The 20,776-nt window shown below is 63.1% G+C and carries 21 protein-coding genes; 13 read left to right on the top strand and 8 right to left on the bottom strand.

Annotation, left to right across the window (positions count from 1 at the left end; all coding sequences use genetic code 11):
- Positions 1-81: 81 nt before the first annotated feature.
- On the bottom strand, positions 82-693 hold the full coding sequence (locus tag ACLIMP_RS10910) for a TetR/AcrR family transcriptional regulator (RefSeq protein WP_324695053.1): 612 nt from the start codon (positions 691-693) through the stop codon (positions 82-84).
- An 89-nt stretch (positions 694-782) separates the two neighbouring features.
- Here ACLIMP_RS10910 and ACLIMP_RS10905 point away from each other — a divergent pair, with 89 nt between their 5' ends.
- The 5 genes from ACLIMP_RS10905 to ACLIMP_RS10885 all read left to right on the top strand — a co-directional run bounded on the left by ACLIMP_RS10905 (position 783) and on the right by ACLIMP_RS10885 (position 6,442).
- Positions 783-1,280 (top strand): VOC family protein, encoded by a 498-nt coding sequence (locus ACLIMP_RS10905; protein WP_443477838.1) that lies wholly within the window; start codon positions 783-785, stop codon positions 1,278-1,280.
- 226 nt (positions 1,281-1,506) lie between these two features.
- On the top strand, positions 1,507-2,016 hold the full coding sequence (locus ACLIMP_RS10900) for an RNA polymerase sigma factor (protein WP_324695049.1): 510 nt from the start codon (positions 1,507-1,509) through the stop codon (positions 2,014-2,016).
- A gap of 103 nt (positions 2,017-2,119) precedes the next feature.
- The gene (locus tag ACLIMP_RS10895; protein WP_443478165.1) at positions 2,120-3,100 is read left to right on the top strand and encodes a FecR family protein; all 981 of its coding nucleotides are present in this window, start codon (positions 2,120-2,122) and stop codon (positions 3,098-3,100) included.
- Positions 3,101-3,221: 121 nt separating this feature from the next.
- Positions 3,222-5,678 (top strand): TonB-dependent siderophore receptor, encoded by a 2,457-nt coding sequence (locus ACLIMP_RS10890; RefSeq protein ID WP_324695047.1) that lies wholly within the window; start codon positions 3,222-3,224, stop codon positions 5,676-5,678.
- Positions 5,679-5,734: 56 nt separating this feature from the next.
- Positions 5,735-6,442, top strand: a complete 708-nt coding sequence (locus ACLIMP_RS10885; protein WP_324695045.1) for an energy transducer TonB family protein — start codon at positions 5,735-5,737, stop codon at positions 6,440-6,442.
- A 212-nt stretch (positions 6,443-6,654) separates the two neighbouring features.
- Here the strand turns inward: ACLIMP_RS10885 and ACLIMP_RS10880 are convergent, their stop codons facing one another.
- Both ACLIMP_RS10880 and ACLIMP_RS10875 read right to left on the bottom strand, forming a co-directional pair.
- Positions 6,655-7,401, bottom strand: a complete 747-nt coding sequence (locus ACLIMP_RS10880) for an SDR family NAD(P)-dependent oxidoreductase (protein WP_292636457.1) — start codon at positions 7,399-7,401, stop codon at positions 6,655-6,657.
- On the bottom strand, positions 7,401-7,823 hold the full coding sequence (locus ACLIMP_RS10875; RefSeq protein WP_443477837.1) for a DoxX family protein: 423 nt from the start codon (positions 7,821-7,823) through the stop codon (positions 7,401-7,403). Before ACLIMP_RS10875 ends, ACLIMP_RS10880 begins: the two co-directional genes overlap by 1 nt.
- Before the next feature lie 161 nt (positions 7,824-7,984).
- On the opposite strand from ACLIMP_RS10875, the gene ACLIMP_RS10870 reads away from it, so the two are divergent.
- Entirely contained in the window at positions 7,985-8,368 is a 384-nt protein-coding gene (locus ACLIMP_RS10870) for a winged helix-turn-helix transcriptional regulator (RefSeq protein ID WP_054438866.1), read from the top strand.
- A gap of 55 nt (positions 8,369-8,423) precedes the next feature.
- On the opposite strand, the gene ACLIMP_RS10865 is transcribed toward ACLIMP_RS10870, so the two are convergent.
- Both ACLIMP_RS10865 and ACLIMP_RS10860 read right to left on the bottom strand, forming a co-directional pair.
- Complete coding sequence (locus tag ACLIMP_RS10865) at positions 8,424-9,509, bottom strand: alpha/beta hydrolase (protein ID WP_324695037.1); 1,086 nt, start codon at positions 9,507-9,509, stop codon at positions 8,424-8,426.
- 58 nt (positions 9,510-9,567) lie between these two features.
- Positions 9,568-10,761, bottom strand: a complete 1,194-nt coding sequence (locus ACLIMP_RS10860; protein WP_324695035.1) for an MFS transporter — start codon at positions 10,759-10,761, stop codon at positions 9,568-9,570.
- A gap of 130 nt (positions 10,762-10,891) precedes the next feature.
- Here ACLIMP_RS10860 and ACLIMP_RS10855 point away from each other — a divergent pair, with 130 nt between their 5' ends.
- From ACLIMP_RS10855 to ACLIMP_RS10840, 4 genes are all read left to right on the top strand, one after another.
- On the top strand, positions 10,892-11,779 hold the full coding sequence (locus ACLIMP_RS10855) for a LysR family transcriptional regulator (protein ID WP_054438862.1): 888 nt from the start codon (positions 10,892-10,894) through the stop codon (positions 11,777-11,779).
- 305 nt (positions 11,780-12,084) lie between these two features.
- Positions 12,085-12,930: an AAA family ATPase gene (locus ACLIMP_RS10850; RefSeq protein ID WP_132468817.1), complete on the top strand. Its 846-nt coding sequence runs from the start codon at positions 12,085-12,087 to the stop codon at positions 12,928-12,930.
- A 10-nt stretch (positions 12,931-12,940) separates the two neighbouring features.
- Positions 12,941-13,381, top strand: coding sequence for a GFA family protein (locus ACLIMP_RS10845; RefSeq protein WP_132468787.1), 441 nt, complete (start codon positions 12,941-12,943; stop codon positions 13,379-13,381).
- A 29-nt stretch (positions 13,382-13,410) separates the two neighbouring features.
- Complete coding sequence (locus tag ACLIMP_RS10840) at positions 13,411-14,259, top strand: DUF817 domain-containing protein (protein WP_324695031.1); 849 nt, start codon at positions 13,411-13,413, stop codon at positions 14,257-14,259.
- On the opposite strand, the gene ACLIMP_RS10835 is transcribed toward ACLIMP_RS10840, so the two are convergent.
- A complete protein-coding gene (locus ACLIMP_RS10835) occupies positions 14,247-15,242 on the bottom strand; it encodes an aspartyl/asparaginyl beta-hydroxylase domain-containing protein (protein ID WP_231635981.1) in 996 nt (331 codons plus the stop codon). The two genes, ACLIMP_RS10840 and ACLIMP_RS10835, sit on opposite strands and share 13 nt — an antisense overlap.
- A gap of 265 nt (positions 15,243-15,507) precedes the next feature.
- Here ACLIMP_RS10835 and ACLIMP_RS10830 point away from each other — a divergent pair, with 265 nt between their 5' ends.
- Positions 15,508-16,689, top strand: coding sequence for a vWA domain-containing protein (locus ACLIMP_RS10830; protein ID WP_443477836.1), 1,182 nt, complete (start codon positions 15,508-15,510; stop codon positions 16,687-16,689).
- Between the two features lie 235 nt (positions 16,690-16,924).
- Complete coding sequence (locus tag ACLIMP_RS10825) at positions 16,925-17,485, top strand: outer membrane beta-barrel protein (protein WP_324695025.1); 561 nt, start codon at positions 16,925-16,927, stop codon at positions 17,483-17,485.
- Between the two features lie 49 nt (positions 17,486-17,534).
- On the opposite strand, the gene ACLIMP_RS10820 is transcribed toward ACLIMP_RS10825, so the two are convergent.
- Both ACLIMP_RS10820 and ACLIMP_RS10815 read right to left on the bottom strand, forming a co-directional pair.
- Complete coding sequence (locus tag ACLIMP_RS10820) at positions 17,535-18,734, bottom strand: exo-beta-N-acetylmuramidase NamZ family protein (protein WP_324695023.1); 1,200 nt, start codon at positions 18,732-18,734, stop codon at positions 17,535-17,537.
- Positions 18,731-19,267: a DOMON-like domain-containing protein gene (locus ACLIMP_RS10815; protein WP_185997447.1), complete on the bottom strand. Its 537-nt coding sequence runs from the start codon at positions 19,265-19,267 to the stop codon at positions 18,731-18,733. The genes ACLIMP_RS10820 and ACLIMP_RS10815 overlap by 4 nt, the downstream gene beginning before the upstream one ends.
- Positions 19,268-19,417: 150 nt before the next feature.
- Between ACLIMP_RS10815 and tyrS the strand changes: the two genes are divergently transcribed.
- Positions 19,418-20,647, top strand: a complete 1,230-nt coding sequence (tyrS, locus tag ACLIMP_RS10810; protein ID WP_185997448.1) for a tyrosine--tRNA ligase — start codon at positions 19,418-19,420, stop codon at positions 20,645-20,647.
- The last annotated feature ends 129 nt before the right edge of the window (positions 20,648-20,776 follow it).

Genomic DNA, 20,776 nt, shown 5'->3' with positions numbered 1-20,776 from the left:
TGCCTGTCGGCCCATCCCGCGAATCCATCACCGACGGCGGCGGGGTATGTCGCCGCCGTCCAGATTGGATCCTCGCGGATGTCAGATGGCGATAGAGATATCCAACCCGAGATAGCCGAATACGGCCCGCTTCACTCGCTTTTCAAGTCCCGCCATATCCGTCTCACCTCGCTCTCCTGCAGCATCGTTGATGCCCTTGATGATCGCCAGACAGTCGGCAGCCGTAGTGTCCAGCCGATCGGGTAGCGGGCCTGGAAGCAGACGCAGAATCGACGCAAGGGCAGCCGTGAGGCTGTTTTCCGCATGAGACTGCTGGTCGTGCAGCGGCAGCCTCAATTCCTCGAAATCCAGCAGGCGAGCGAGAGCCGGACGGCGCATCTGGTGGGCGGCGCAGGCGGCAATGACGGCGCACAGCGCCGAGCGCGGAACGGTGATTTCAATCGCCGTGACGTCCTCGAGCAGCTGTGCTTTTTCCCGCTGGATTAGCCCCGCGGTCAAGGCATCCTTGCCGGGGAAGTACTGGTACAGCGATCCAATGCTGACCCCGGCGAGTTCAGCTACGGCATTGGTGTTGTAGCCGTCGAAGCCCTTCGTCTCCAGAATGCGAGCAGCAGCCTCCAGGATCGCGCGCACGGTCTCTGAGGACCGCGCTTGTCGCGGCGTTTTGCGGGGCTCGATCGGCGTTTCTGGCAAGGCGCGAGCCTCCTTTTGGAATGCGAGTTGTGAAAGTGAGTTTAAGCTCGCATTTTTTCGGCGTCCACTGAGATACAAAGGCTCCCCGAATGCAAAAGTCTGTTACGGAAAAGCATGTTTTTCCCGCCAAACTCAACCACATGAGCTTCCCGACCAACGACGTCGCGGCCACATCTGCATTCTTCGAGAACTATCTAGGCTTCACGCTCTCGGCATTCGTCGAGCCCCATTTCGCTATCCTGAAGCGCCCCGGCCTCGACGTCGTGATCGAGAATGCGGCCCCGGACGCGCCCACGATCCGCACGATCGGCGCCGACAAGCCGGACCGCCCCTTTGGCGAATGCGTTTCCACCGACCCTTCCGGTCTTCGCTGGCCAATGTCATTTCACATCGGCCTTGAACTGCCCGGCTATGACGATGTCTGCGCCTTGCACGACAGGTTTGCGGCGGATGGCTTCGTCGCCGAAACGCCAGTGTTCCACCATGAACGCGGTTCGCGATTTTTCCTGCGCGCGCCGGGGGGCATTATGGTCGAATTCAACACCCGCTCCGATGCGGACACCCGATATCGCGGCACCTTCGACTGATGCTTAGCCAGCCCACTTGGCGCGCGGCGCATTGGCGAGGCATCGTTTCCGACGGTGCCTTCGCGGACCTGACGTTCCGCACAGCCTTTCTGATCATCGCCATCGCTGGCCGGATTTCGGGCAAGTACTTTCCCGCAAGGCCGGGAAACAGGGAACATGGGAGAGCCGACTCGTTGCGAATTACTCGCAACTGGATTAGTGGCCCCGTTCCCGTCGAGCGGAAACGATGTCCACGAACGCTTTCGTCCTGTCCCATCTGCTGCTGCGAGAGCGGCCGTCGCTGCTGAAGCGGCTGCGGCGGATGCTGCGCGATGAGCGCGCGGCGGAGGATGTGACGCAGGGCTTGTGGCTGAAGATCCAGTCCGTCCACGATCATCCGCCGATAGACAATCCCGGCGCTTATCTTCACCGTCTCGCCATGAACGCGGCGACCGATGCCCTGCGCGCCTCGAAACGGCGCGGGGCATTGGTCGAGGCGGAAGTGGCCGACTTGCTCTGGGTAGAGGATGACAGCCCCGCGCCCGACCGGATCGCCATCGGGCGCGACATGCTGGAGCGCATCATGGCGGCATTGGCCTCGCTACCCGAACCGACCCGCTCGATCTTCCGCCTCAACCGCTTCGAAGGTCTGACCCAGCGCGAAATCGCCGCGCGGTACGGCGTTTCGACCACCGTCGTCGAACGCCATATCCGCCGCGCGCTCAAGGCGCTCGACGATGTTCGGAATGCACCGTGACGAAAATATCGCTGCGCCTGTTTGGAGATCCCATCCCTGAAACGTCGTACCTTGTGGCAGGCGGTTTTACGCCGCTGCGGGCCGCACTGGGGACAAGGGCGTGATGGATCCCGAAGAGGCACTGGAGGCCGAAGCTCTGGCAGAAACGGCACGCGGCTGGGTCGCGCGGCTGGCGTCGGGAGAAATGGACAGCGCAGAACTCGACCGCTTCAAGCAGTGGCGGGCGGCTCACCCCGACCACAACCGGGCGTTCGAGCATCAGCGCGCGCTCTGGCGCGCCCTCGGACGGGCAAGCGCGCCTGCACCGGGCGGTCCGCAACGCCCAAGGCGCTTGCCGTGGTCGCGGCGCGAGCAAGCGCGCGTTCCTCGCCGTGCATGGCCGAGGATCGCCGTCGCTGGAGTTGCCGCACTGGCCGCCGTGCTGGCCTTTCCCGAACTGATGCTCTCGTTGCAGGCCGATCACCGCTCCGGGATCGCCGTGGAGAGCCTGACCTTGCCCGATGGCAGCGCCGCCGTTCTCGACGCAGATTCCGCCATCGCCGTGCGTTTCAGCGACAACGAGCGACGCGTATCGGTGCTGAAAGGCGATGTATGGTTCGACGTGCGCCATGGCGATGCTCGCCCGTTCCGGGTCGAGGCGCTGGGCGGGGTTACGCAGGATGTCGGCACGGCTTTCGAGGTGCGCCGAGAGCGCGATAGTGTATTTGTCAGCGTGACGCAGGGTGAAGTGGCAGTCCGCTCTGGCACCCCCGCTTCACCGCTTGTTCTGCAGGCGGCGCAGCGCGCGCGCTATGAACGTGGCGGCCCGGCCTTGCGGCTCGGCGATGCGGCAACCGGTGATATCGCCGTCTGGCGCAATGGCGAACTACTGCTCGACAGGGTGGCGGTAAGCGACGCCATCGCCGCGATCGGTCGCTATCGGCGCGGCCCCGTTCTGGTCATGGGTAGCGTTGAGAAAACCGCGCGGATCAGCGCCGCATTCCGTGCCGACAAGCCTGAGGAAGCCATCGACGCCATTGCCCAGATGTCCGGGTTCGATGTCTACCGCTTGGCAGGAATCGCCGTTTTGCGTCCAGCCCGGTAAAATTTTTCATCGCCATGTTAGGAAGCCACCCCTGCCCGACGTCAGACACAATGGATGCGCTGCTAATGCGGATTATTTGCAGAATTAGGCGCGTCCCGCTTGTCGAGCAGGGGATAATAGAATGTCGTTGCCATCGTACCGCCGAATTGCCGGCGCCACGCTTCGCCTGTCACTACTGGCATCGGGAGGGGTCTTCGCGCTTGCCGCCAGTGCCCCGGCGCTCGCCCAGAACGCCCGTTCGGCCGCCCGCAATTTCGATATTGCGGTCCAGCCGCTTCCCGGCGCAATTCGCCAGTACATGCAGCAGTCCGGCATTCAGGTCGCCTACCCGGCCGACCTTGCCGAGGGCGTAAACGCCTCTGCGGTAAAGGGAGAGTTCGGTTCGGCAGAAGCGCTTTCGCGCCTGCTTGGGGGTACCGGCCTTACCTTCCGCTTCACAGGTGCGGGCACCGCCACGCTGGAGCGCGCTCCGCAGTCGGCGAGCGGCACGATCCAGCTCGGCCCGGTACAGGTTCAGGGGGATGGCGGCGACTACGGCATTCCCGCCAGTTTGACGAGCGATCCCAATGCCACGGAAGGCACCGGCTCTTACACGATCCGCCAGACCAAGGGCGTGACCCGCCTCGACCTCTCGCCGCGCGAGACGCCGCAATCGATGTCGGTCGTGACCCGCCAACAACTTGACGACCAGCAACTGATCTCGGTTACCGATGCGCTGCGCGTGGTACCCGGCATCGTCCTCTCGCACGACGACAGCGACCGCCACTTCCTCTATTCGCGCGGGTTTTCGACCACTATCGTCCAGGTCGACGGACTGCGTTCCTACGATCAGGACGCCAGCGCCAGCTTCCTGACGCAAGTCGACACCGTGACGCTGGACCGCGTTGAGGTGGTGCGCGGCGCCAGCGGGTTGCTCAAGGGCGTGGGTAACCCGTCCGCTGCGATCAACCTCGTGCTCAAGCGCCCGACCAGCGAATTGCAGGGCCATGCCTCGGTCAGCGCGGGATCATGGAACCGCTATCGCGGCGAGGCGGATATTTCGGGTCCGGTCAACGAGGAAGGGACATTGCGCGCCCGCGCCGTTGCCGCCTTCGAGAGTCGCGACAACTTTTCAAATTACTACCACAAGGAAGCCCAGACCTATTACGGCATTCTCGAATACGACCTGACCCCCGACACGGTGGTCGATGCCGGGATCGAGTACCAGTATTCGCACACCGATGGTTCGACTTACGGTGCGATCCCGCTGTTCTGGTCGGACGGTACGCGCTTCATCGCCAAGCGATCATGGAGCCCGTCGAGCAAGGGCGCCTATCTGGAATCGAAGAGCCGCAAGGTCTTCGTGGACGTGAAGCACGATTTCTCGCCCGACTGGCAGGCCCGCCTCCGCCTCACGGATTCGCGACTGATCCGCGACATGCTGGTGCGCCAGATCTATGGCGCCGTCGCACCGAACCGGCAGACGGGCCTGGCGACGATCTACAACACGACGTTGACCCCTGATCGCAAGGCCAAGGGTCTGGACGCACAAGTCACCGGTCATGTCGATCTCGGCGGCTGGGACGCAGATGTCGTGGCCGGTTACTCCTGGACCCGCGGCGTCCTGCACCGCACGGATACGACCAAGGACGAACCGACCACCCTGCTGGCTGATTGGGACGGCGAGATCGCGCCGCTCGACGATTGGTCTGGCGCTTCGGTCGTGCAGCGCCGCACGATGGAGCGCGAGAGCAGTGCCTATGCCACAGCGCGCCTGCGCCCGCTTGACGGCCTCTCGGTAATCCTCGGCACCAACTTCACGACCTACAAGCTGCGCGACGTGGTCAACGGCACGCTCAGCCGCAAGCTCGATGAAAGCGGCAAGTTCGTGCCCTATGCCGGCGTGGTCTACGACTTTGCGAAGAACCTTTCGGTCTACGCCAGCTATGCCCAAATCTTCTCGCCCGCGTCGGTCTACGACGCCAACGACAGGGTGCTCGATCCGGTCACCGGCGACAATTACGAGGCCGGCATCAAGGGCGAATTCCTGGACGGCAAGCTCAACACCAGCATCGCCGGGTTCTACATCAGGCAGAACAACGTGGCGGTTGCCGTTCCCGGTGAAACCACACCGTCCGGCGCGCAGGCCTATGAGGGGCAGGACGGCGTCACCAGCAAGGGTATCGAGTTCGAAGTCTCGGGCGAGATCCTGCCCGGTTGGCAGGTGCAGGGCGGCTACACCTATCTGCACGCCCGCACCGCCGCCGGAAGCCGCGTGAACACCGGCCTGCCGCAAAACCAGGGCAAGCTGGCAACCTCCTATCGCTTCCACACGGGCACTCTCGACGGCGCGATGATCGGGGCCAACCTGACATGGCAGGACGCTACCCACTACGCGACCTCCTATGGTACCGCGAAGCAGGGCAATGTCGGCGTTGTCGGCCTGATCGGCGGCTATGAGGTGAACGATCACCTCTCGCTCTCGATCGTGCTCAACAACCTCTTCGACAAGACGTATTACGATGGATACGGCCTCTACACATCCTACACCTACGGCGCGCCGCGCAACGTGCTGTTCACGGCCCGCTACAAACTGTGAGCGAACGGCGGCGCCTGACTTCGATGGTATCGGAACTTCCGTCGCCGTTTTCCGGCATGTCCCTCCTCGTCGATGCGCCCGAGCGCTATCGCACGAACGGGGGCAGCCGCTGGCTGGGCCTTGTCGGCACTGCCGGCCTCTATGGACTGGTGCTCGTGTGCCTTTTCGCGACCTTCCGGACCATGGTCGAGCCCCCCAGGGCTTCGGCCGCGCTGATGGTCGAGCAAGTGCCGCTTGCCTCGCCCGAGGAAACCCCGCCCAAGGATAAGGAAGCGCCGCGGCCTGTCGAAAAGCAGGAGCCCGCGCCGCCACCGCCGAAGGTTGAACCGCGCGAACCCGTGGCGATCGCCCTGTCCCCGCTTCAGACTCCGGCTACCGTCACACCGCCAAAGCCCTCTGACCCGGCTCCCCCGCGGCCCGAAACTGCCGCGCCCGAGACCGTCCCGGCACCGCCCGCTCCCCAGGTCTCGAGCAATGCCGCAGATCGCTGGGAAGGACGGGTTCTTGCACGGCTCAACAAGTATCGGCGCTATCCCTCTGGAGCCCATGCCCGCCGTCAGCAGGGCGTTCCCTATATCCGTTTCACGATGGACCGGGACGGGCGTGTGCTGTCGACCAGCCTCGAGCGCTCCTGCGGTTTCCCTGAACTCGATCGCGAAGCGCTGACACTGGCGAAACGTGCCCAGCCATTGCCCCGGCCGCCGGAAGACAAACCCGGTGATACGCTGGAACTGGTCGTTCCGGTCGAATTCTTCATTCGTTGAAGGTGAAACGGCTATCCCATAAACCGGAGCGACGAGTTGCTGCCGTGGAACGGGAAGCCTACGGAAAAGCCGCCGGCATCCGCGTGGGAAGTGGAAATCCGCGCCTGAATGACCGACAAGGGTCACATCCAGCCTCGGGGCTCCCGCAAAAAGCCACCCCAACTCGTCGTGGCGGGAAGGAGCACTCATAGAAAAGTGCTCCATTTCACCGCTTAGCGCGCAGTATCGATGATCATTCCGCCGTCGGGCGTGAGGCTGTAGCCGGTCAGGAACCGGGCATCCTTGCTGGCGAGGAACAGCACCACCGGGGCAATGTCCTCTTCAGGCGAACCGAACCGCGCAAGCGCGCTATCGGGCGCAGGCGCATTCGCTTCCGCCGCACCCCAGGTGTCGGCCACGGGCAGGACATTGTTGACGGTGATGTTGTCCGGCCCCCATTCGCGCGCCGCTGTACGCGTGAGCGCCCGCGTGGCTTCCTTGGCCATGTTGTACGGTCCATAGGGCGACATCCCGAGCGTGGCCGCGGGCGATCCGAAATTGATGACCCGGCCTTCGCCGCTGGCCTTGAGATAGGGATAGCAGGCCTGCATCGCCCGCAGGCTGGCGATCGGGCCGGTATCGAAGTTGCGTTGAAGCTGCTCGACCGAAAGATCGTTGATCGGCGACATGACCACTCCGGGATCGAAGGCATTGTTCACGAGGATGTCGATCCGTCCCCAGGCGGCGACCACCGTGTCGACTGCGGCCCTGATCTGATCCGGGTCGCTGACGTCGGTCGGCACGCCCAGTGCGGTTCCACCGGCGGCCTCGATGTCCGCGACGACCGCATCGACATTCGCGGGCGTGATCGAGAGGACCGCGACTTTCGCGCCCTCTGCGGCGAATAGCCTGGCGGTAGCGCGGCCGATACCGCGGCCTGCGCCGGTGATGATGGCGACCTTTCCGTCAAGACGACCCATTATGAATTCCTTTCGATATGTGTTGACTGGTGCACGCCGAAAGCCGGCGCGTAAGGCGATGGGATGTCGCGTGCGGCGTTCTGCGTGGCGAACGACGCGGCCAGAAGCACCAGCGCCACAGCCGCAGGCATGGCGCCCTTCGGCTTGCCCACGCCGAGATGGGCCATCCCGGAGAGCACGAGGTGATAGAAGATGCCGGCATAGGCGAGGTCGCTGAGTGCCCCGCTAACGCGGGACAGGATCGCTACAGGTCCAACGATCTTCACCGCGATCATGAAAGTCAGCAAATAGGGCGCCGGATAATTCAATTCGACGAGGGCTGACCTGACCCAGTCTTTCCTGGTGGCGTAGAAGAAAGCGGACGTGAGATAGAGCAGGACAAGCAATCCCGTGCTGATCCAATATGTGTAGATTGCGGACATAACACTCCCCCCGCCGCCAATGCAGGCGACGATCCGGTTGATTGACGTTCGGCGGACTTGAGGATTCCCAACAGCGACCTGAACCTGTATCGAAATGTCATCTAGGATGAGATGCTACAAGTAGGATGAATTCGTGACACTAAGTATGGAAAATCATACTAATGGCTGACGATGGCTTCACCATGCAGGACGAGATGCGCCGCGCCTTCGCGATGCTCTCGGGCAAATGGAAACTGGAGATCATGTGGCTGCTGCATCAGCGGGTGCATCGGTTCGGGGAGTTGCGAAAGGGCATCCCGGGCATCACGCAGCACATGCTCACCGCCCAGCTTCGCGAACTGGAGGCAGATGGCCTGGTCTCGCGCACCGTCTTCGCGGAAGTGCCGCCGCGCGTCGAATATGAGATGACGACCAAGGCGCGCGGGCTTGGCCCCACCATGGAGGCGCTGACGGCGTGGTGGGAAGAGTATGGAAAGACCTTGCCGGAAAAGCCTGCCGCACGAGGACGGAAGAAGTCGCCGAACGACAGGTCGGGGTCCGCTTAGGCCAAGGCGGCCGCGCCCGACCATTCGTCGCGCGCGGCCGCGTGTCCTCATCCGGTCAGGCGCCGAGATGCTCCTGGAAGAAGCTGGTCAGCTTGTCGAACGGTATGATGTCTACCTGGTCGTAGAGGTCGGTGTGGGTGGCACCCGGAATGATCATCAGTTCTTTGGGCTCAGCCGCTGACGCAAAGGCCGTCTCGCTGAAATAGCGGGAATGAGCCTTCTCGCCATGGATAAGCAGGATCGGCCGGGGTGAGATTTCAGCAATATAAGTGAGGATCGGCAGGTTCATGAACGACAGGGGCGTAGTGAGAGACCATGCCGCGTTCGAGTTGATGGCCCGGGGATGGAACCCGCGCTTCGTCTTGTAATAAGCCGCATATTCCACGACGAACAGCGGCTCACCGCCCTTCAGTTCCAACGATACGGGGCCATAAGCAGGGCTGCCCTCTTCGGCGTCCGTCCAGCGCTGGCGGCTCAGTTGCTCAAGCGTCTCCGTGCGCTGCTGCGGGGTCACACTGTCGTTATAGCCCTTCGACATGACACGGGTCATGTCGTACATGGTGCTGGCGACGACGGCCTTGATCCGCTTGTCGATCGCCGCGGTGCTGAGCGCCATACCGCCCCAGCCGCAGATACCGATGACGCCGATCCGCTCGCGATCGATTTCCGGCCGCAGCCCGATGAAATCGACGGCCGCGCTGAAATCCTCGGTGTTGATATCCGGGGACGCGACGTTACGCGGCTCGCCGCCACTTTCGCCGGTATAGGAGGGATCGAACGCCAGCGTTGCGAACCCGCGTTCCGCCAGGGCCTGCGCATAGAGGCCCGAGGATTGCTCCTTCACGGCGCCGAACGGGCCGCTGACCACGATTGCGGCCAGTTTGGCGGTTGGATTCTTCGGCAGATACATATCGGCGGCGAGCGTAATGCCGTAGCGGTTTTTGAACGTGACCTTCTGGTGGTCAAGCTTGGCGCTTTTCGGGAAGGTCTTGTCCCATTCGTTTGTCATAGTCTGAGCCTTTGCGTTGGAGGAGGCGATGATTGAAGCCGCACCGAATGCGGCGATGCCTGCACCCGTCAGTTTCAGAAGTTCACGCCGATGAAGGCCGGGGGCTGGCGCATTCGTCTCAGGGGTACTCATGGGCATCTCCAATCGTGCGACTTGTGGAGGTTCGTTATTTGCGGGAGAGGAGCGGTAGCTACGCGCGGGCGGGCTTCAGCAGCCGCTGGCCGCTGCCGATGAGAGCAAGCGCGAGACCGGCAAGAATCACGCTGCCGGTAAAAGTCGCAACGATCGTCAGACCGTCCAGTAGCAGGCCGCCGACAACCGCGCCGAGCAGTATCGAGGCCTGGATCGCGGCGACCATCAGGCTGCCTGCAGCTTCCGGCGCATCATCCACATTCTGAGACATCCATGTCATCCAGATCACCGACATGGCGGTGTTCATGACACCCCAAAGTGCAAGGAAGATGCTGGCAGCCACTACCCAGTGGCCGAGCAGCAGCAGTCCCGCCGTGCAACCGCCCATCAGGAGAGCCGGCAACTTCAAGAGGGGGGCGACATTGCCGGTCAGGAAGCGCCCGGCCGCCCAGGTGCCGATAAACCCGGCACAGCCCAGGATCAGCAAAAGGATCGACAGGGCCGAGAGGCCCACGCCCGTCACCTGTTCCAGAAAAGGCCGAAGATAGGTGAACATCGTGAAGGCCGAACCCCAGGTCAGCATCGCCGCAATCAGGCCGCGCAGGAAGTGGGGCCGCTTGAGCAGGCCGAACATCGACCTGAAGTCCTGGGGCTGGCTCGCGGGAAGCGAGGGCAGAGCTACCAGATGCCAGAAGAGATTGACCGCGACGATGGGCGTCAGCGCCCAGAACACCGCGCGCCAGCCGAAAATGCCGCCCAGATAGCTGCCGATCGGCGCGGCAAAGGCTGCGGCTATGGCCTGTCCGCCGTACATCAGGGCCAGCGCGCGCGGCACGTCGGCCTCGGGCACCAGGCGCATGATCACGGCGGTGGCCAATGCCCAGAAGCCTCCGATACAGACGCCGAGCAGGGTGCGGCCGATCATGAGCATTGCGAAATTTGGCGCCGCCGCGACCAGGATGAGCGAAATCAGCATCAGGGCGGTCATCGCGACCAGAACCGATTTCCGGTTTACCGTACCGGCGGCAGTGGTGATGAGCATGCTGGACAACACCGCAAACAGTCCGCTGATCGAAATGGCCTGTCCGGTCTGGCCGCTGGATGCGTGAAGCCCTTCCGCCATCGGCGTAAGCAAGCTGACCGGCATGAATTCCGAAGCGATCAGCATCGCCACGCACAGCGCCATGGACAGTACTGCACCCCAGGCGCCGACGGGCCTACTCCGGGCATCGGATGTGGTCGCGACCACCATTAAACAGACTCCTGCTTCGATCTACAGAGCCAATCTAGCCATCAAGCGATCATGCGATTAGACATGCAAATTCGCATGAACTTATCGACACAGCCGAATAATCACCTGGCGCGACAGTGGAAGGGCACCTGTGGCCAAGACCGACCTCAACCAACTTGCCTGGTTTCAGGCCGTCGCCGAAGAACACAGCTTCACGCGGGCAGCGGCGAAACTGGGCATTTCACAATCGACGCTGAGCCATGCGATCAGGCAGCTCGAAGAGCGTATGGGGATAAGGCTGCTGTCGCGTACGACGCGCAGTGTCGCGACAACCATCGCCGGAGAGCGGCTGCTCCAGACCATCGCCCCGCGAATTGGCGAGATCGAGGATGAGATCGCCGCGTTGATGACGTTCCGGGACAAGCCGTCCGGCTCGATCCGGCTAACCCTGTCCGACCATGCGCTGGAGAGCGTCGTCTGGCCGAAGCTCAAACCGGTTCTCAGCGCCTATCCCGACATCAGCGTCGAACTGATCCTCGACAGCACTTTCCGCAACATCGTCGAAGAGGGTTTCGATGCAGGCGTCCGGCTTGGAGAGGCGGTTGAAAAGGACATGATCGCCGTCCGCATCGGTCCGGACTGGCGTCTGGTTGCGGTGGCGTCACCCTCTTATCTTGACGCGCATGGTGCACCGGAACATCCGCACGAACTTGTGGGGCATGTCTGCATCAATATGCGGCATGAAAGCGCCGGGGGGCTTTATGCCTGGGAATTCGAAAAAGACGGTCAGGCGCTACGCGTCAGGGTGAGCGGGCAAGTGACCTTCAACAATTCCTACGCGATGATCGACGCGGCGGTAAGCGGCTACGGCATCGCCTACGTCCCGGAGAACATCGTGGAGCAGCATGTCGCGTCAGGCGCGCTGGTTCAGATCCTGGACGATTGGTCGCCCCTGTTCGACGGTTACTTCCTCTACTATCCGAGCCGGCGTCAGAACCTGCCCGCATTCAAGATCGTCGTCGATGCCTTACGAATATAAGGGTTTCCCTGTAAGCCACGCCAACGCACCAACCAAACGCCCCCGCGCTTCCCGCGCCGGTATCCTAAATGCTCTTGCGCATTTACGCCCCGCCAGTGCACACCCTCGGCAAGTTTCGCCCGCGCGGCGCGGGTTGCAAGCGGGGCCTTTTTGAGCGCTTTTTTGCCATATTGTCCACGTCAAGTCGTCAAAGATGCGTCAAACATGCGCATCTGCACAGGCTCAGACAGCAGTGGACGAACTTGGCGGAAAAGCAGGGTTTTTGCGGATAAGGACGGATAGGCGTGGACGATAATTCCGGCAGTTTGCAGCGTTTTGAAGGCACCAGCAGCTACGTCGCGACCGATGACCTGAAAGTCGCGGTGAACGCCGCCGTCCTGCTGCGCCGTCCCCTTCTGGTGAAGGGCGAACCGGGCACCGGCAAGACGGTGCTGGCGGAGCAGATCGCCGCCTCCCTCGATGCCCCGCTCATCACCTGGAACGTCAAGTCCACCACCAAGGCCCATCAGGGCCTCTACGAGTACGACGCCGTGGCCCGCCTGCGCGACGGTCAGCTCGGCGATGCGCGCGTCCATGACATCAACAATTATATCCGCAAGGGCAAGCTGTGGGAGGCGTTCACCTCGCCGCGCCTGCCTGTCCTCCTGATCGACGAGATCGACAAGGCCGATATCGAGTTTCCGAACGATCTCCTCGCCGAACTCGATCGAATGGCTTTCGACGTTTACGAGACCGGCGAACGCGTGGCGGCAAAGGACCGCCCCATCGTGGTCATCACCTCGAACAACGAGAAGGACCTGCCCGACGCGTTCCTGCGCCGCTGTTTCTTCCACTACATCCGCTTTCCCGACCGCGAGACGATGCAGGCCATCGTCGATGTCCACTTCCCCGGCATTCAGAAGACCCTCGTCACCCGCGCGATGGAAATCTTCTACGAACTGCGCGAGGTTCCCGGCCTCAAGAAGAAGCCTTCCACCAGCGAGCTGCTGGACTGGCTGAAGCTCCTGCTCAGCGAGGACATGCCGCTCGACGTCCTTCAGAACCAGGACCCGACGAAGGCGATCCCGCCTCTGCACGGAGCCTTGCTCAAGAACGAACAGGACGTCATGCTCTTCGAACGGCTCGCTTTCATGGCGCGCCGGGGAAATTGAGAAGAACGCCATGACCGCCCCCTATCCCGGCCGCTGCGCATGTGGCGCCGTCACGCTCGAAGTAACAGGCGAACCGATCGGCACGCGCCAGTGCTGGTGCCGCCAGTGCCAGCAGATCGCCTCCGGTGGGCCGACCAACAACGCCATCTTCAAGGTCGAGGATGTCGCGATCGAAGGCGAACTCGCCCACTCGGCGTGGACGGCGGCAAGCGGCAATACCCTTGCCTTTCACTTCTGTCCGAAGTGCGGCACGCAGGTCTATGCGCAAAGCTCGGCGCGCCCGCACCTCGCAACCGTGCGCCTCGGCGCTCTCGATGCGGGCCATGGCCTGCACCCGGAAACCGTGATCTGGACGGAAGACGCGCCCGAATGGGCCAGCTTCGACAAGGCTCTGGAAAGCTGGCCCCGCCAGCCGCCCGCTCCCGCGTCTCCGGCGCCGACAGGCTCCTGATCGAGCTGCCGGGCCGAACATATCCTGTCATGCAGACCCGTTTTGCCGCCATCCGGCAGCAACTAGAGGATTTTACACCCGCAGCCGGATGGCAGTCTTGGCTGTATGAATTCCTGCTGTTCGGGTTCAAGCAAGGCTGGGCCTGCCTCTATGGCGGCGTCTTGCTGGCGCTGCTGGTAGCCACTCACCTGTTCTACCCAGCCGATGCAGCGCTGGCCCGCTACGACTTCCTGACGCTGGCCGCACTGGCAATCCAGGTGGCCATGCTCGCCTTGCGGCTGGAGACCTACGACGAGGCGAAAGTGATCCTCGCCTTCCACGTCGTGGGCACGGTGATGGAGCTGTTCAAGACCGCTTACGGATCCTGGCAATATCCTGAGGCAAGCCTGCTGCGGATCGGCGGCGTGCCGCTGTTTTCCGGCTTCATGTATGCCGCCGTGGGCAGCTATATCGCCCGCGTCTGGCGGATCTTCGACTTTCGCTTCACCCGCTACCCGCCCATCCCCGCCACATGGCTCCTGGCGATCGCCGTCTATGTGAACTTCTTCGCCCACCACTGGCTGCGCGACATCCGGATCGGACTGTTCGCGGCGCTGGCCGTCCTTTTCGCGCGCACTCGCATCCGCTTCCGGGTCTGGCGTGCGGACCGCTGGATGCCGCTCTTGCTGGGATGGCTGCTGGTCAGCCTGTTCATCTGGTTCGCCGAAAACCTCGGCACGTTCTCGCGCGCCTGGATCTACCCGGACCAGCAGTCCGGCTGGACACTGGTGCATCCGGCGAAGCTGGGGGCATGGTATCTCCTGATGTACATCTCGTTCGTACTGGTGGCCGCCGTCCACGGTATCCGCCGCCGAACCGAAGCGGCTTACGCGTCGTAAGCGGAAATGTACTCGAACATCACGGTAAGCGCGGCGCGATCTTCCGCGCTGATCTCGGGCCGCCAGACTTCGAACAGAAGGACGACGCGGTCCTGCGAACCATCGTTCCAGGCCTCATGCTCCATGCTGTCATCGAAGATGAGCAACTTTCCCTCTTCCCACTGACGCGTCTCGTTACCCACGCGGAACCGGCACCCCGCCGGAACGACGAGCGGCAAGTGACAGATCAGTCGCGTGTTCAGGAAGCCGGTATGGGCCGGAATATGCATGCCGGGCTGAAGGCGGGAAAACAGCGCCATCGGCGAGCGCCCCGTGACACGCGGGATGGGCGCATGTTCCAGCGCCGCCATCGTCCGGGGGCAACGTTCTGCTTGCCCGGCAACTGCTTCGCCGCCCCGCCACAGGTACCAGGCCCCCCACCGCGGATCTCCAACCATGGAATTCTGCTTGGCGGGCCGTCCCGGTTCGGATTCCACGTAGGGACGAAATGCACCGTCCTGCGCGAGTACGGCGAGCAGCTCTTCCCGGATCGCTTCCGTTTCCGCCTCTACGGCAGAAACCCAATCGAACTGCTCGCGTTCGTAATACTGGATTTGCGGCAGGCCCGGAAAATAGAAGCTTTGCGGCTGCTGGACGAAAACTTCCCGCTTGCCGGTCAGAATGTCCAGCGCCTCGGCGATCCGCGGACTTATCGAGACGCCGCCGATATCGTTGGCAAGGCGAGCGCGCAGTTCGTCTTCGTAGCGCGCGGAAAACGCCGCGATCTGTCGCTGCGCCTGCCCCAGTGCCGCTTGCAATGCAGGCGGCACCGACGAGAGACGCGAAGCGGCGTCCAGTGCGGCCTTGTAGAACGCGATCGCGGCGCGGCTGTCTCCGAGCCGGGTCCGCGAATCGCCCTTCAGGAGCAACGCGCCGATGTTGCGGGGATCGGCGGCGAGAACTCTTTCAAGCACCGCCTCGGCACCAGCCGGGTCCGAGGCCATGAGATGTGCCTGCGCAATCGAGAGCAACGGTGGGTCGGGTAGCGTGGCCAATGGTTCCAGAGCGGCCAGGGCGGCCCTGCCATCCCCGCGTTGCAAGGCCCTGACGGCGTCTTCGCGATATCGAGCGACCTGATTCGATGTAAGCTGCACCCCGCGTTTATAGCCGCCCGTTCGAACGTCACAATCGCACTGCCGGTTCTTCGAGCGCGAAGATTGACGAGGCGGGAGGGCGCGACCAGAAGTCACGGGGAATGGAGATGCTGCCGTGCTGCTGAATTTCGTCGACGAGCTGCGCGCCGCCGGTATTCCGGCCTCGCTCAAGGAGCATCTCGTGCTTCTCGAAGCGCTCGACCGCGGGGTGATCGAACAGACGCCGGAAGCCTTCTACTACCTCAGTCGCGCCATTTTCGTGAAGGACGAAGGCCTGCTCGACCGGTTCGACCAGGTGTTCCAGAAGGTCTTCAAGGGCGTTCTCACCGATTACGGCCAGCAGCCGGTCGAAATTCCCGAGGACTGGCTGAAAAAAGTCGCCGAGCGCTATTTCTCGCAGGAGGAAATGCAGCAGATCAGGTCGCTCGGTTCCTGGGACGAGATCATGGAGACGCTGAAGAAGCGTCTGGCTGAGCAGGAAAAACGTCACTCGGGCGGGAACAAGTGGGTGGGAACCAACGGCACTTCGCCCTTCGGCCATGCCGGCTACAACCCCGAGGGCATCCGCGTCGGCGGCGAAGGCGCGCACGGCCGTGCCATCAAGGTCTGGGAAAAGCGCGAGTTCGCCAATCTCGACAACACCCGCGATCTCGGCACCCGCAACATCAAGGTTGCCCTGCGGCGCCTGCGCCGTTTTGCACGCGAAGGTGCGGCCGAGGAACTCGACCTCGAAGGCACCATCCGGGGCACGGCGAAGCAGGGCTGGCTTGACGTGGTCATGCGGCCGGAACGGCACAATGCCGTGAAAGTGCTGCTGTTCCTCGATGTCGGCGGATCGATGGACCCGTACATCCAGCTCATGGAGGAACTGTTCAGCGCGGCCAGCGCCGAGTTCAAGAACATGGAGTTCTTCTACTTCCACAACTGCATCTACGAAGGCCTGTGGAAGGACAATCGCCGCCGCTGGTCCCAGCGCACGCCCACCTGGGACGTGCTTCACAAGTACGGGCACGACTACAAGGTGATCTTCGTGGGCGACGCCGCGATGAGCCCTTACGAGATCAGCCACCCTGGCGGTTCGGTGGAGCACATGAACGACGAAGCGGGGGCGGTGTGGCTGGGCCGTATCGCCCGGACCTATCCGGCAACGGTCTGGCTCAACCCCACGCCCGAGCAGCAGTGGGCCTACTCCAGTTCGACCCGGATGATCCGCGAACTGGTTGGCGGGGCCATGTTCCCGCTGACGCTCGACGGTCTGGACGGCGCCATGCGCGAACTCAGCCGAAAGAAAGCCTGACGCGGCATTGCCCGCATGAATAGAACGGGCAGAGGCAAATATCGCTGCGATTGTTGCACGACTGCATCACCATCCCAAAAACAACATGCCCGTCGCAATTCATGAAATTGTCGATTGAAAGCCGCCACGAGAGCCGCTAGCTGCGCGCTCGCTTCGGGCGCATAAAAATAAAGGTATTACAGTTCTTTAATCGGTAATTTGGCGAAGCGGGTGCGCTTCTCCAAAGGGGGAAATTATGAATTTTTATAAGTACGGCCTCGTGGCCGCAGCTCTGCTTGCCCAGCCCGCTCTGGCCGACGAGACCAAGCTCTCCGGTCTTCGCGCGGAAGCGCGCGTCGGTTGGGAAACGCCCACCGTCAGCGACGGCGACGTTTACAAGCTGGGCCAGTCTGTCTCGTTTGGCGGCGAGATCGGCTACGACCTTCCGGTCAGCACGAAAGTCACCGTGGGGCCTTACGTCAATTACGAATACGCCCGCTCGAAGGAATGCGACAGCGGCCTCTGCCTCGGTTCGGCCGGCAACTTCGCAGCCGGCGGCCGCATCGGCCTGAACCTGGGCACCCGTTCGCAGCTTTACGCCAAGGTCGGCTACGACCGCATGAAGCTCAAGGCGACCTTCGACGGTGACTCCGACTCCGAAACGCTTGACGGCATCCAGGGCGCGATCGGCTTCGACTACAATCTTTCCGCCGCCACTTATGTCGGCGTCGAATTCAACTATGCCGATCTCGGCAGCTTTGAAGGCGTGAACTTCCAGCGCCGCCAGGTCGCCCTGACCGGTGGCATGCGCTTCTAAGCAGCGCACCAATGGAGAGGGCTCCCGCTCGGGAGCCCTCGATCCTGTTTCAGCGATAGATCAGCAGGTCGGCGATCTCTTGGCGCCATGCCGCCTCGTCCGCTCCCGCGATCGCTTCGAGATCGGCCGGAACCGAGGCCGGATCCTCCACCCATTCACGCAGTGCCGGGCCGCCGTTGATAACGTCGATGGCCAGGCGATCGAATTCGTATTCGTAAGGAAAGTCGCGCCAGATCGCGTAGTCCGGATAGAGGTTCCGGATCGCCTTGAAGGCCAGCGCCTGCAGGCGCCAGGGCCGGAAGGCATGGTGATCGTAGAACGTGCCCTCGGCATGGATCATCAGTCCGCTGCACAGGGTTCCGGCATGTTTGTGGAACGTCGGTTCGAACCAGCATTCCCGCAGCGCGCAGCCGGCCAGCCATTCGGGCGCGATACGCTCCATTTCGGCAAGAACGGCCCTGGCATCGACGTCCGGCGCGCCGAACAGCACTTCGAGCGGGCGCGTGGTCCCGCGTCCCTCCGAGAGCAGTGCGCCTTCCAGCATTACCGTGCCCGCATAGGCGCGCGCCATGTTGAGATTGGCCGCGTTCGGGCTCGGGTTGATCCAGATCCGGTCCTGCGGCCAGCCGAAGCCCGGACCTTCCGGTTCCCAGCCATCCATGGCGATCACGCGGTAGTCCACGTCGAGACCGAAGCGGCGCACGAACCAGTGCCCCATCTCGCCCAGCGTCAATCCGTGACGCATCGGCATAGGACCGGCGCCGACGAAGCTCTCCTGCCCAGCTAGCAGGATCGTGCCCTCCACCGGGCGCCCCGCCGGGTTGGGCCGGTCAAGCACCCAGACGGCCTTGCCCTGCTCCTGCGCCGCTTCGAGCAGATAGAGCAGTGTCGTCACGAAAGTGTAGATGCGGCAGCCGAGGTCCTGGAGGTCGAACAGGAACACGTCCGCACTCGCCATCATCTCCTCGGTCGGCCGGCGTACTTCACCGTAGAGGCTGTAGACCGGGATACCGTAAGTCGGGTCGAGCTCGTTCGCCGTCTCGACCATGTTGTCCTGCTTGTCGCCCTTGAGCCCGTGCTGCGGCCCGAACGCGCTCGTCACGTTGACGCCGGCGGCGATCAGCGCGTCGAGCGAATGAACCAGATCCTCGGTTACCGAGGCGGGATGGGCCACGAGGGCGACACGGCGTCCTTCGAGAGCAGCGCGCAGTTCAGGGTCCGCCAGCAGGCGATCGATGCCGAATTTCATGAGGCGGTGGGTGCCGCAAGCTCAAGCGTGAAGCAAGACGGATCGTGGAAGTCGGGCGCATCTGCCTTGTGGGCAAGTGCCCAGTAGCTTTTCACGCCGCCCTCCTCCTCGATCACCGCCGTGAAGCCGCAGCGCAGCGGGCCTTCCGGAAGGCCGCCCGCCGGAATGGCGGCGTCGAACACGGCGATGTCGGAACCCTTGCGCATCGCGCATTCCGGCTCGCGGGGCATCGGCCTTTCGGCCATCCCCTCGCGGCGACCCGAGAAATCGTAGACGTTCCAGCGCTCCGACGGCGAAAGATTGAACTCGGTATAGCCCGCGGCTTGCGCGGGTTGCAGGAACAGTTCGAAGCAGGTGGTGCGCCAGAGTTCGTCCGCCCTGCCCTTGCCCGCGAAGGAGGGCACCACGAGCTTGCCGGCGCCGAGGATGCGCCAGCGAACCCGCAGCCAGGCGGTGTCGAAGCCGATTACGCGGGTTTCGATGGAACGGACGAGGGTGGAGGGGTGCGCCGGGTGGCGGGTCAGGTCGGCCATGCCTGTTCGGGTAGAAGGTGAGCCGGGGGGCTGGCAATGCGGATTCGGCCGGATGCCCGCGGCAGGGCGACCAACCGCTTCATCTTGGGCGCCGTGCGTGCTACGCGCGCCGCTCTAGATCCATCCAAGCCAAAGAAGCACTGGGCCATCATGACCTACAATTCCTCCCTGCTCCGCCTCCTCGACGAGCGCGGCTACATCCACCAGATGACGGACGCGGAGGGCCTCGATGCCCTGGCGGCGAAGCAGGTCGTGCCCGGATATATCGGCTTCGACGCCACCGCCGCGTCGCTCCACATCGGCAGCCTCGTGCAGATCATGATGCTGCGCCGCCTCCAGCAGGCCGGCCACAAGCCGATCGTGCTCATGGGCGGCGGCACCACCCGTATCGGCGATCCCACCGGCCGCGACGAAAGCCGCAAGATGCTGAGCGACGAGGCGATCGAGACCAATATCAAGGGCATCTTCTCGATCTTCTCGCGCCTGCTGAAGTTCGGAGACGGGCCGACCGACGCGGTCATGGTCAACAACCACGACTGGCTCGGGCAGCTCGGCTATATCCAGCTGCTTCAGGAAGTCGGCACGCATTTCACCGTAAATCGCATGCTTTCGTTCGACTCGGTGCGCCTGCGCCTTGAACGCGAGCAGCCTATGACTTTTCTCGAATTCAACTACATGATCCTGCAGGGTTACGATTTCCGCCACCTTTCCAGGGAAATGGGGGTGGCGTTGCAGATGGGCGGCTCCGATCAGTGGGGCAACATCATCAACGGCATCGAACTGACCCGCCGAATGGATTCCAGGGAAGTCTTCGGGATCACCACGCCGCTGCTCACCACAGCCGACGGCGCCAAGATGGGCAAGTCGGCGGCCGGTGCGGTCTGGCTCAACGAGGACATGCTGCCCTCCTACGACTTCTGGCAATACTGGCGTAACTGCGACGACCGCGACGTCGGCAAGTTCCTGCGCCTGTTCACCGACCTGCCGCTGGACGAGATTGCACGCCTCGAAACGCTCGAAGGCGCCGCGATCAACGATGCCAAGGTCGTCCTCGCCAACGAAGTGACCAGGCTGTGCCGCGGCGAGGACGCAGCCGTCACCGCCGAAGCGACCGCCAAGGCCACTTTCGCGGGCGGCGGGCTCGGACAGGATCTCCCCACGCTCGAAGTGACGGGCGAGGGCGTGCGCCTTGGTTCGGCGCTGACCGACCTCGGCTTCACCGCCTCCAACGGCGAGGCCAAGCGCAAGATCGGCGAAGGCGCGGTGAAGCTGGACGACGTGACGATGGACGATCCGGGATATCTGATCGCGATCCCCGCCGGCGAAACCCGCAAACTCAGCCTCGGCAAGAAGAAGCACGCCGTGCTCAAGGGCGCCTGAACCACCGTTCCACAGCCCTTACGCAGTTCTACTCACAAGAATGCCCCGGTTCCCCGAACCGGGGCATTTTAACGTATATGCGGCACGTTCGACCGCCGCATACCGCGCAAAAGTGAACAGGTTTACCGT

Source organism: Novosphingobium aeonii (assembly GCF_052279045.1).
Lineage (GTDB): Bacteria > Pseudomonadota > Alphaproteobacteria > Sphingomonadales > Sphingomonadaceae > Novosphingobium.
This window is presented reverse-complemented; position numbering and strand designations above follow the sequence as displayed.

Excerpts from the sequence above, each read along its gene's own strand:
- ACLIMP_RS10860 (WP_324695035.1), bottom strand. The coding sequence starts at position 10,761 with ATGGTGGTCGCGACCACATCCGATGCCCGGAGTAGGCCCGTCGGCGCC.
- ACLIMP_RS10870 (WP_054438866.1), top strand. The coding sequence starts at position 7,985 with ATGGCTGACGATGGCTTCACCATGCAGGACGAGATGCGCCGCGCCTTC.
- ACLIMP_RS10820 (WP_324695023.1), bottom strand. The coding sequence starts at position 18,734 with ATGAAATTCGGCATCGATCGCCTGCTGGCGGACCCTGAACTGCGCGCT.
- ACLIMP_RS10835 (WP_231635981.1), bottom strand. The coding sequence starts at position 15,242 with ATGGCCTCGGACCCGGCTGGTGCCGAGGCGGTGCTTGAAAGAGTTCTC.
- ACLIMP_RS10895 (WP_443478165.1), top strand. The coding sequence starts at position 2,120 with ATGGATCCCGAAGAGGCACTGGAGGCCGAAGCTCTGGCAGAAACGGCA.
- ACLIMP_RS10905 (WP_443477838.1), top strand. The coding sequence starts at position 783 with ATGCAAAAGTCTGTTACGGAAAAGCATGTTTTTCCCGCCAAACTCAAC.
- ACLIMP_RS10875 (WP_443477837.1), bottom strand. The coding sequence starts at position 7,823 with ATGTCCGCAATCTACACATATTGGATCAGCACGGGATTGCTTGTCCTG.
- ACLIMP_RS10890 (WP_324695047.1), top strand. The coding sequence starts at position 3,222 with ATGTCGTTGCCATCGTACCGCCGAATTGCCGGCGCCACGCTTCGCCTG.
- ACLIMP_RS10825 (WP_324695025.1), top strand. The coding sequence starts at position 16,925 with ATGAATTTTTATAAGTACGGCCTCGTGGCCGCAGCTCTGCTTGCCCAG.
- ACLIMP_RS10880 (WP_292636457.1), bottom strand. The coding sequence starts at position 7,401 with ATGGGTCGTCTTGACGGAAAGGTCGCCATCATCACCGGCGCAGGCCGC.
- ACLIMP_RS10900 (WP_324695049.1), top strand. The coding sequence starts at position 1,507 with ATGTCCACGAACGCTTTCGTCCTGTCCCATCTGCTGCTGCGAGAGCGG.
- tyrS (WP_185997448.1), top strand. The coding sequence starts at position 19,418 with ATGACCTACAATTCCTCCCTGCTCCGCCTCCTCGACGAGCGCGGCTAC.
- ACLIMP_RS10840 (WP_324695031.1), top strand. The coding sequence starts at position 13,411 with ATGCAGACCCGTTTTGCCGCCATCCGGCAGCAACTAGAGGATTTTACA.
- ACLIMP_RS10845 (WP_132468787.1), top strand. The coding sequence starts at position 12,941 with ATGACCGCCCCCTATCCCGGCCGCTGCGCATGTGGCGCCGTCACGCTC.
- ACLIMP_RS10815 (WP_185997447.1), bottom strand. The coding sequence starts at position 19,267 with ATGGCCGACCTGACCCGCCACCCGGCGCACCCCTCCACCCTCGTCCGT.
- ACLIMP_RS10865 (WP_324695037.1), bottom strand. The coding sequence starts at position 9,509 with ATGAGTACCCCTGAGACGAATGCGCCAGCCCCCGGCCTTCATCGGCGT.
- ACLIMP_RS10885 (WP_324695045.1), top strand. The coding sequence starts at position 5,735 with ATGTCCCTCCTCGTCGATGCGCCCGAGCGCTATCGCACGAACGGGGGC.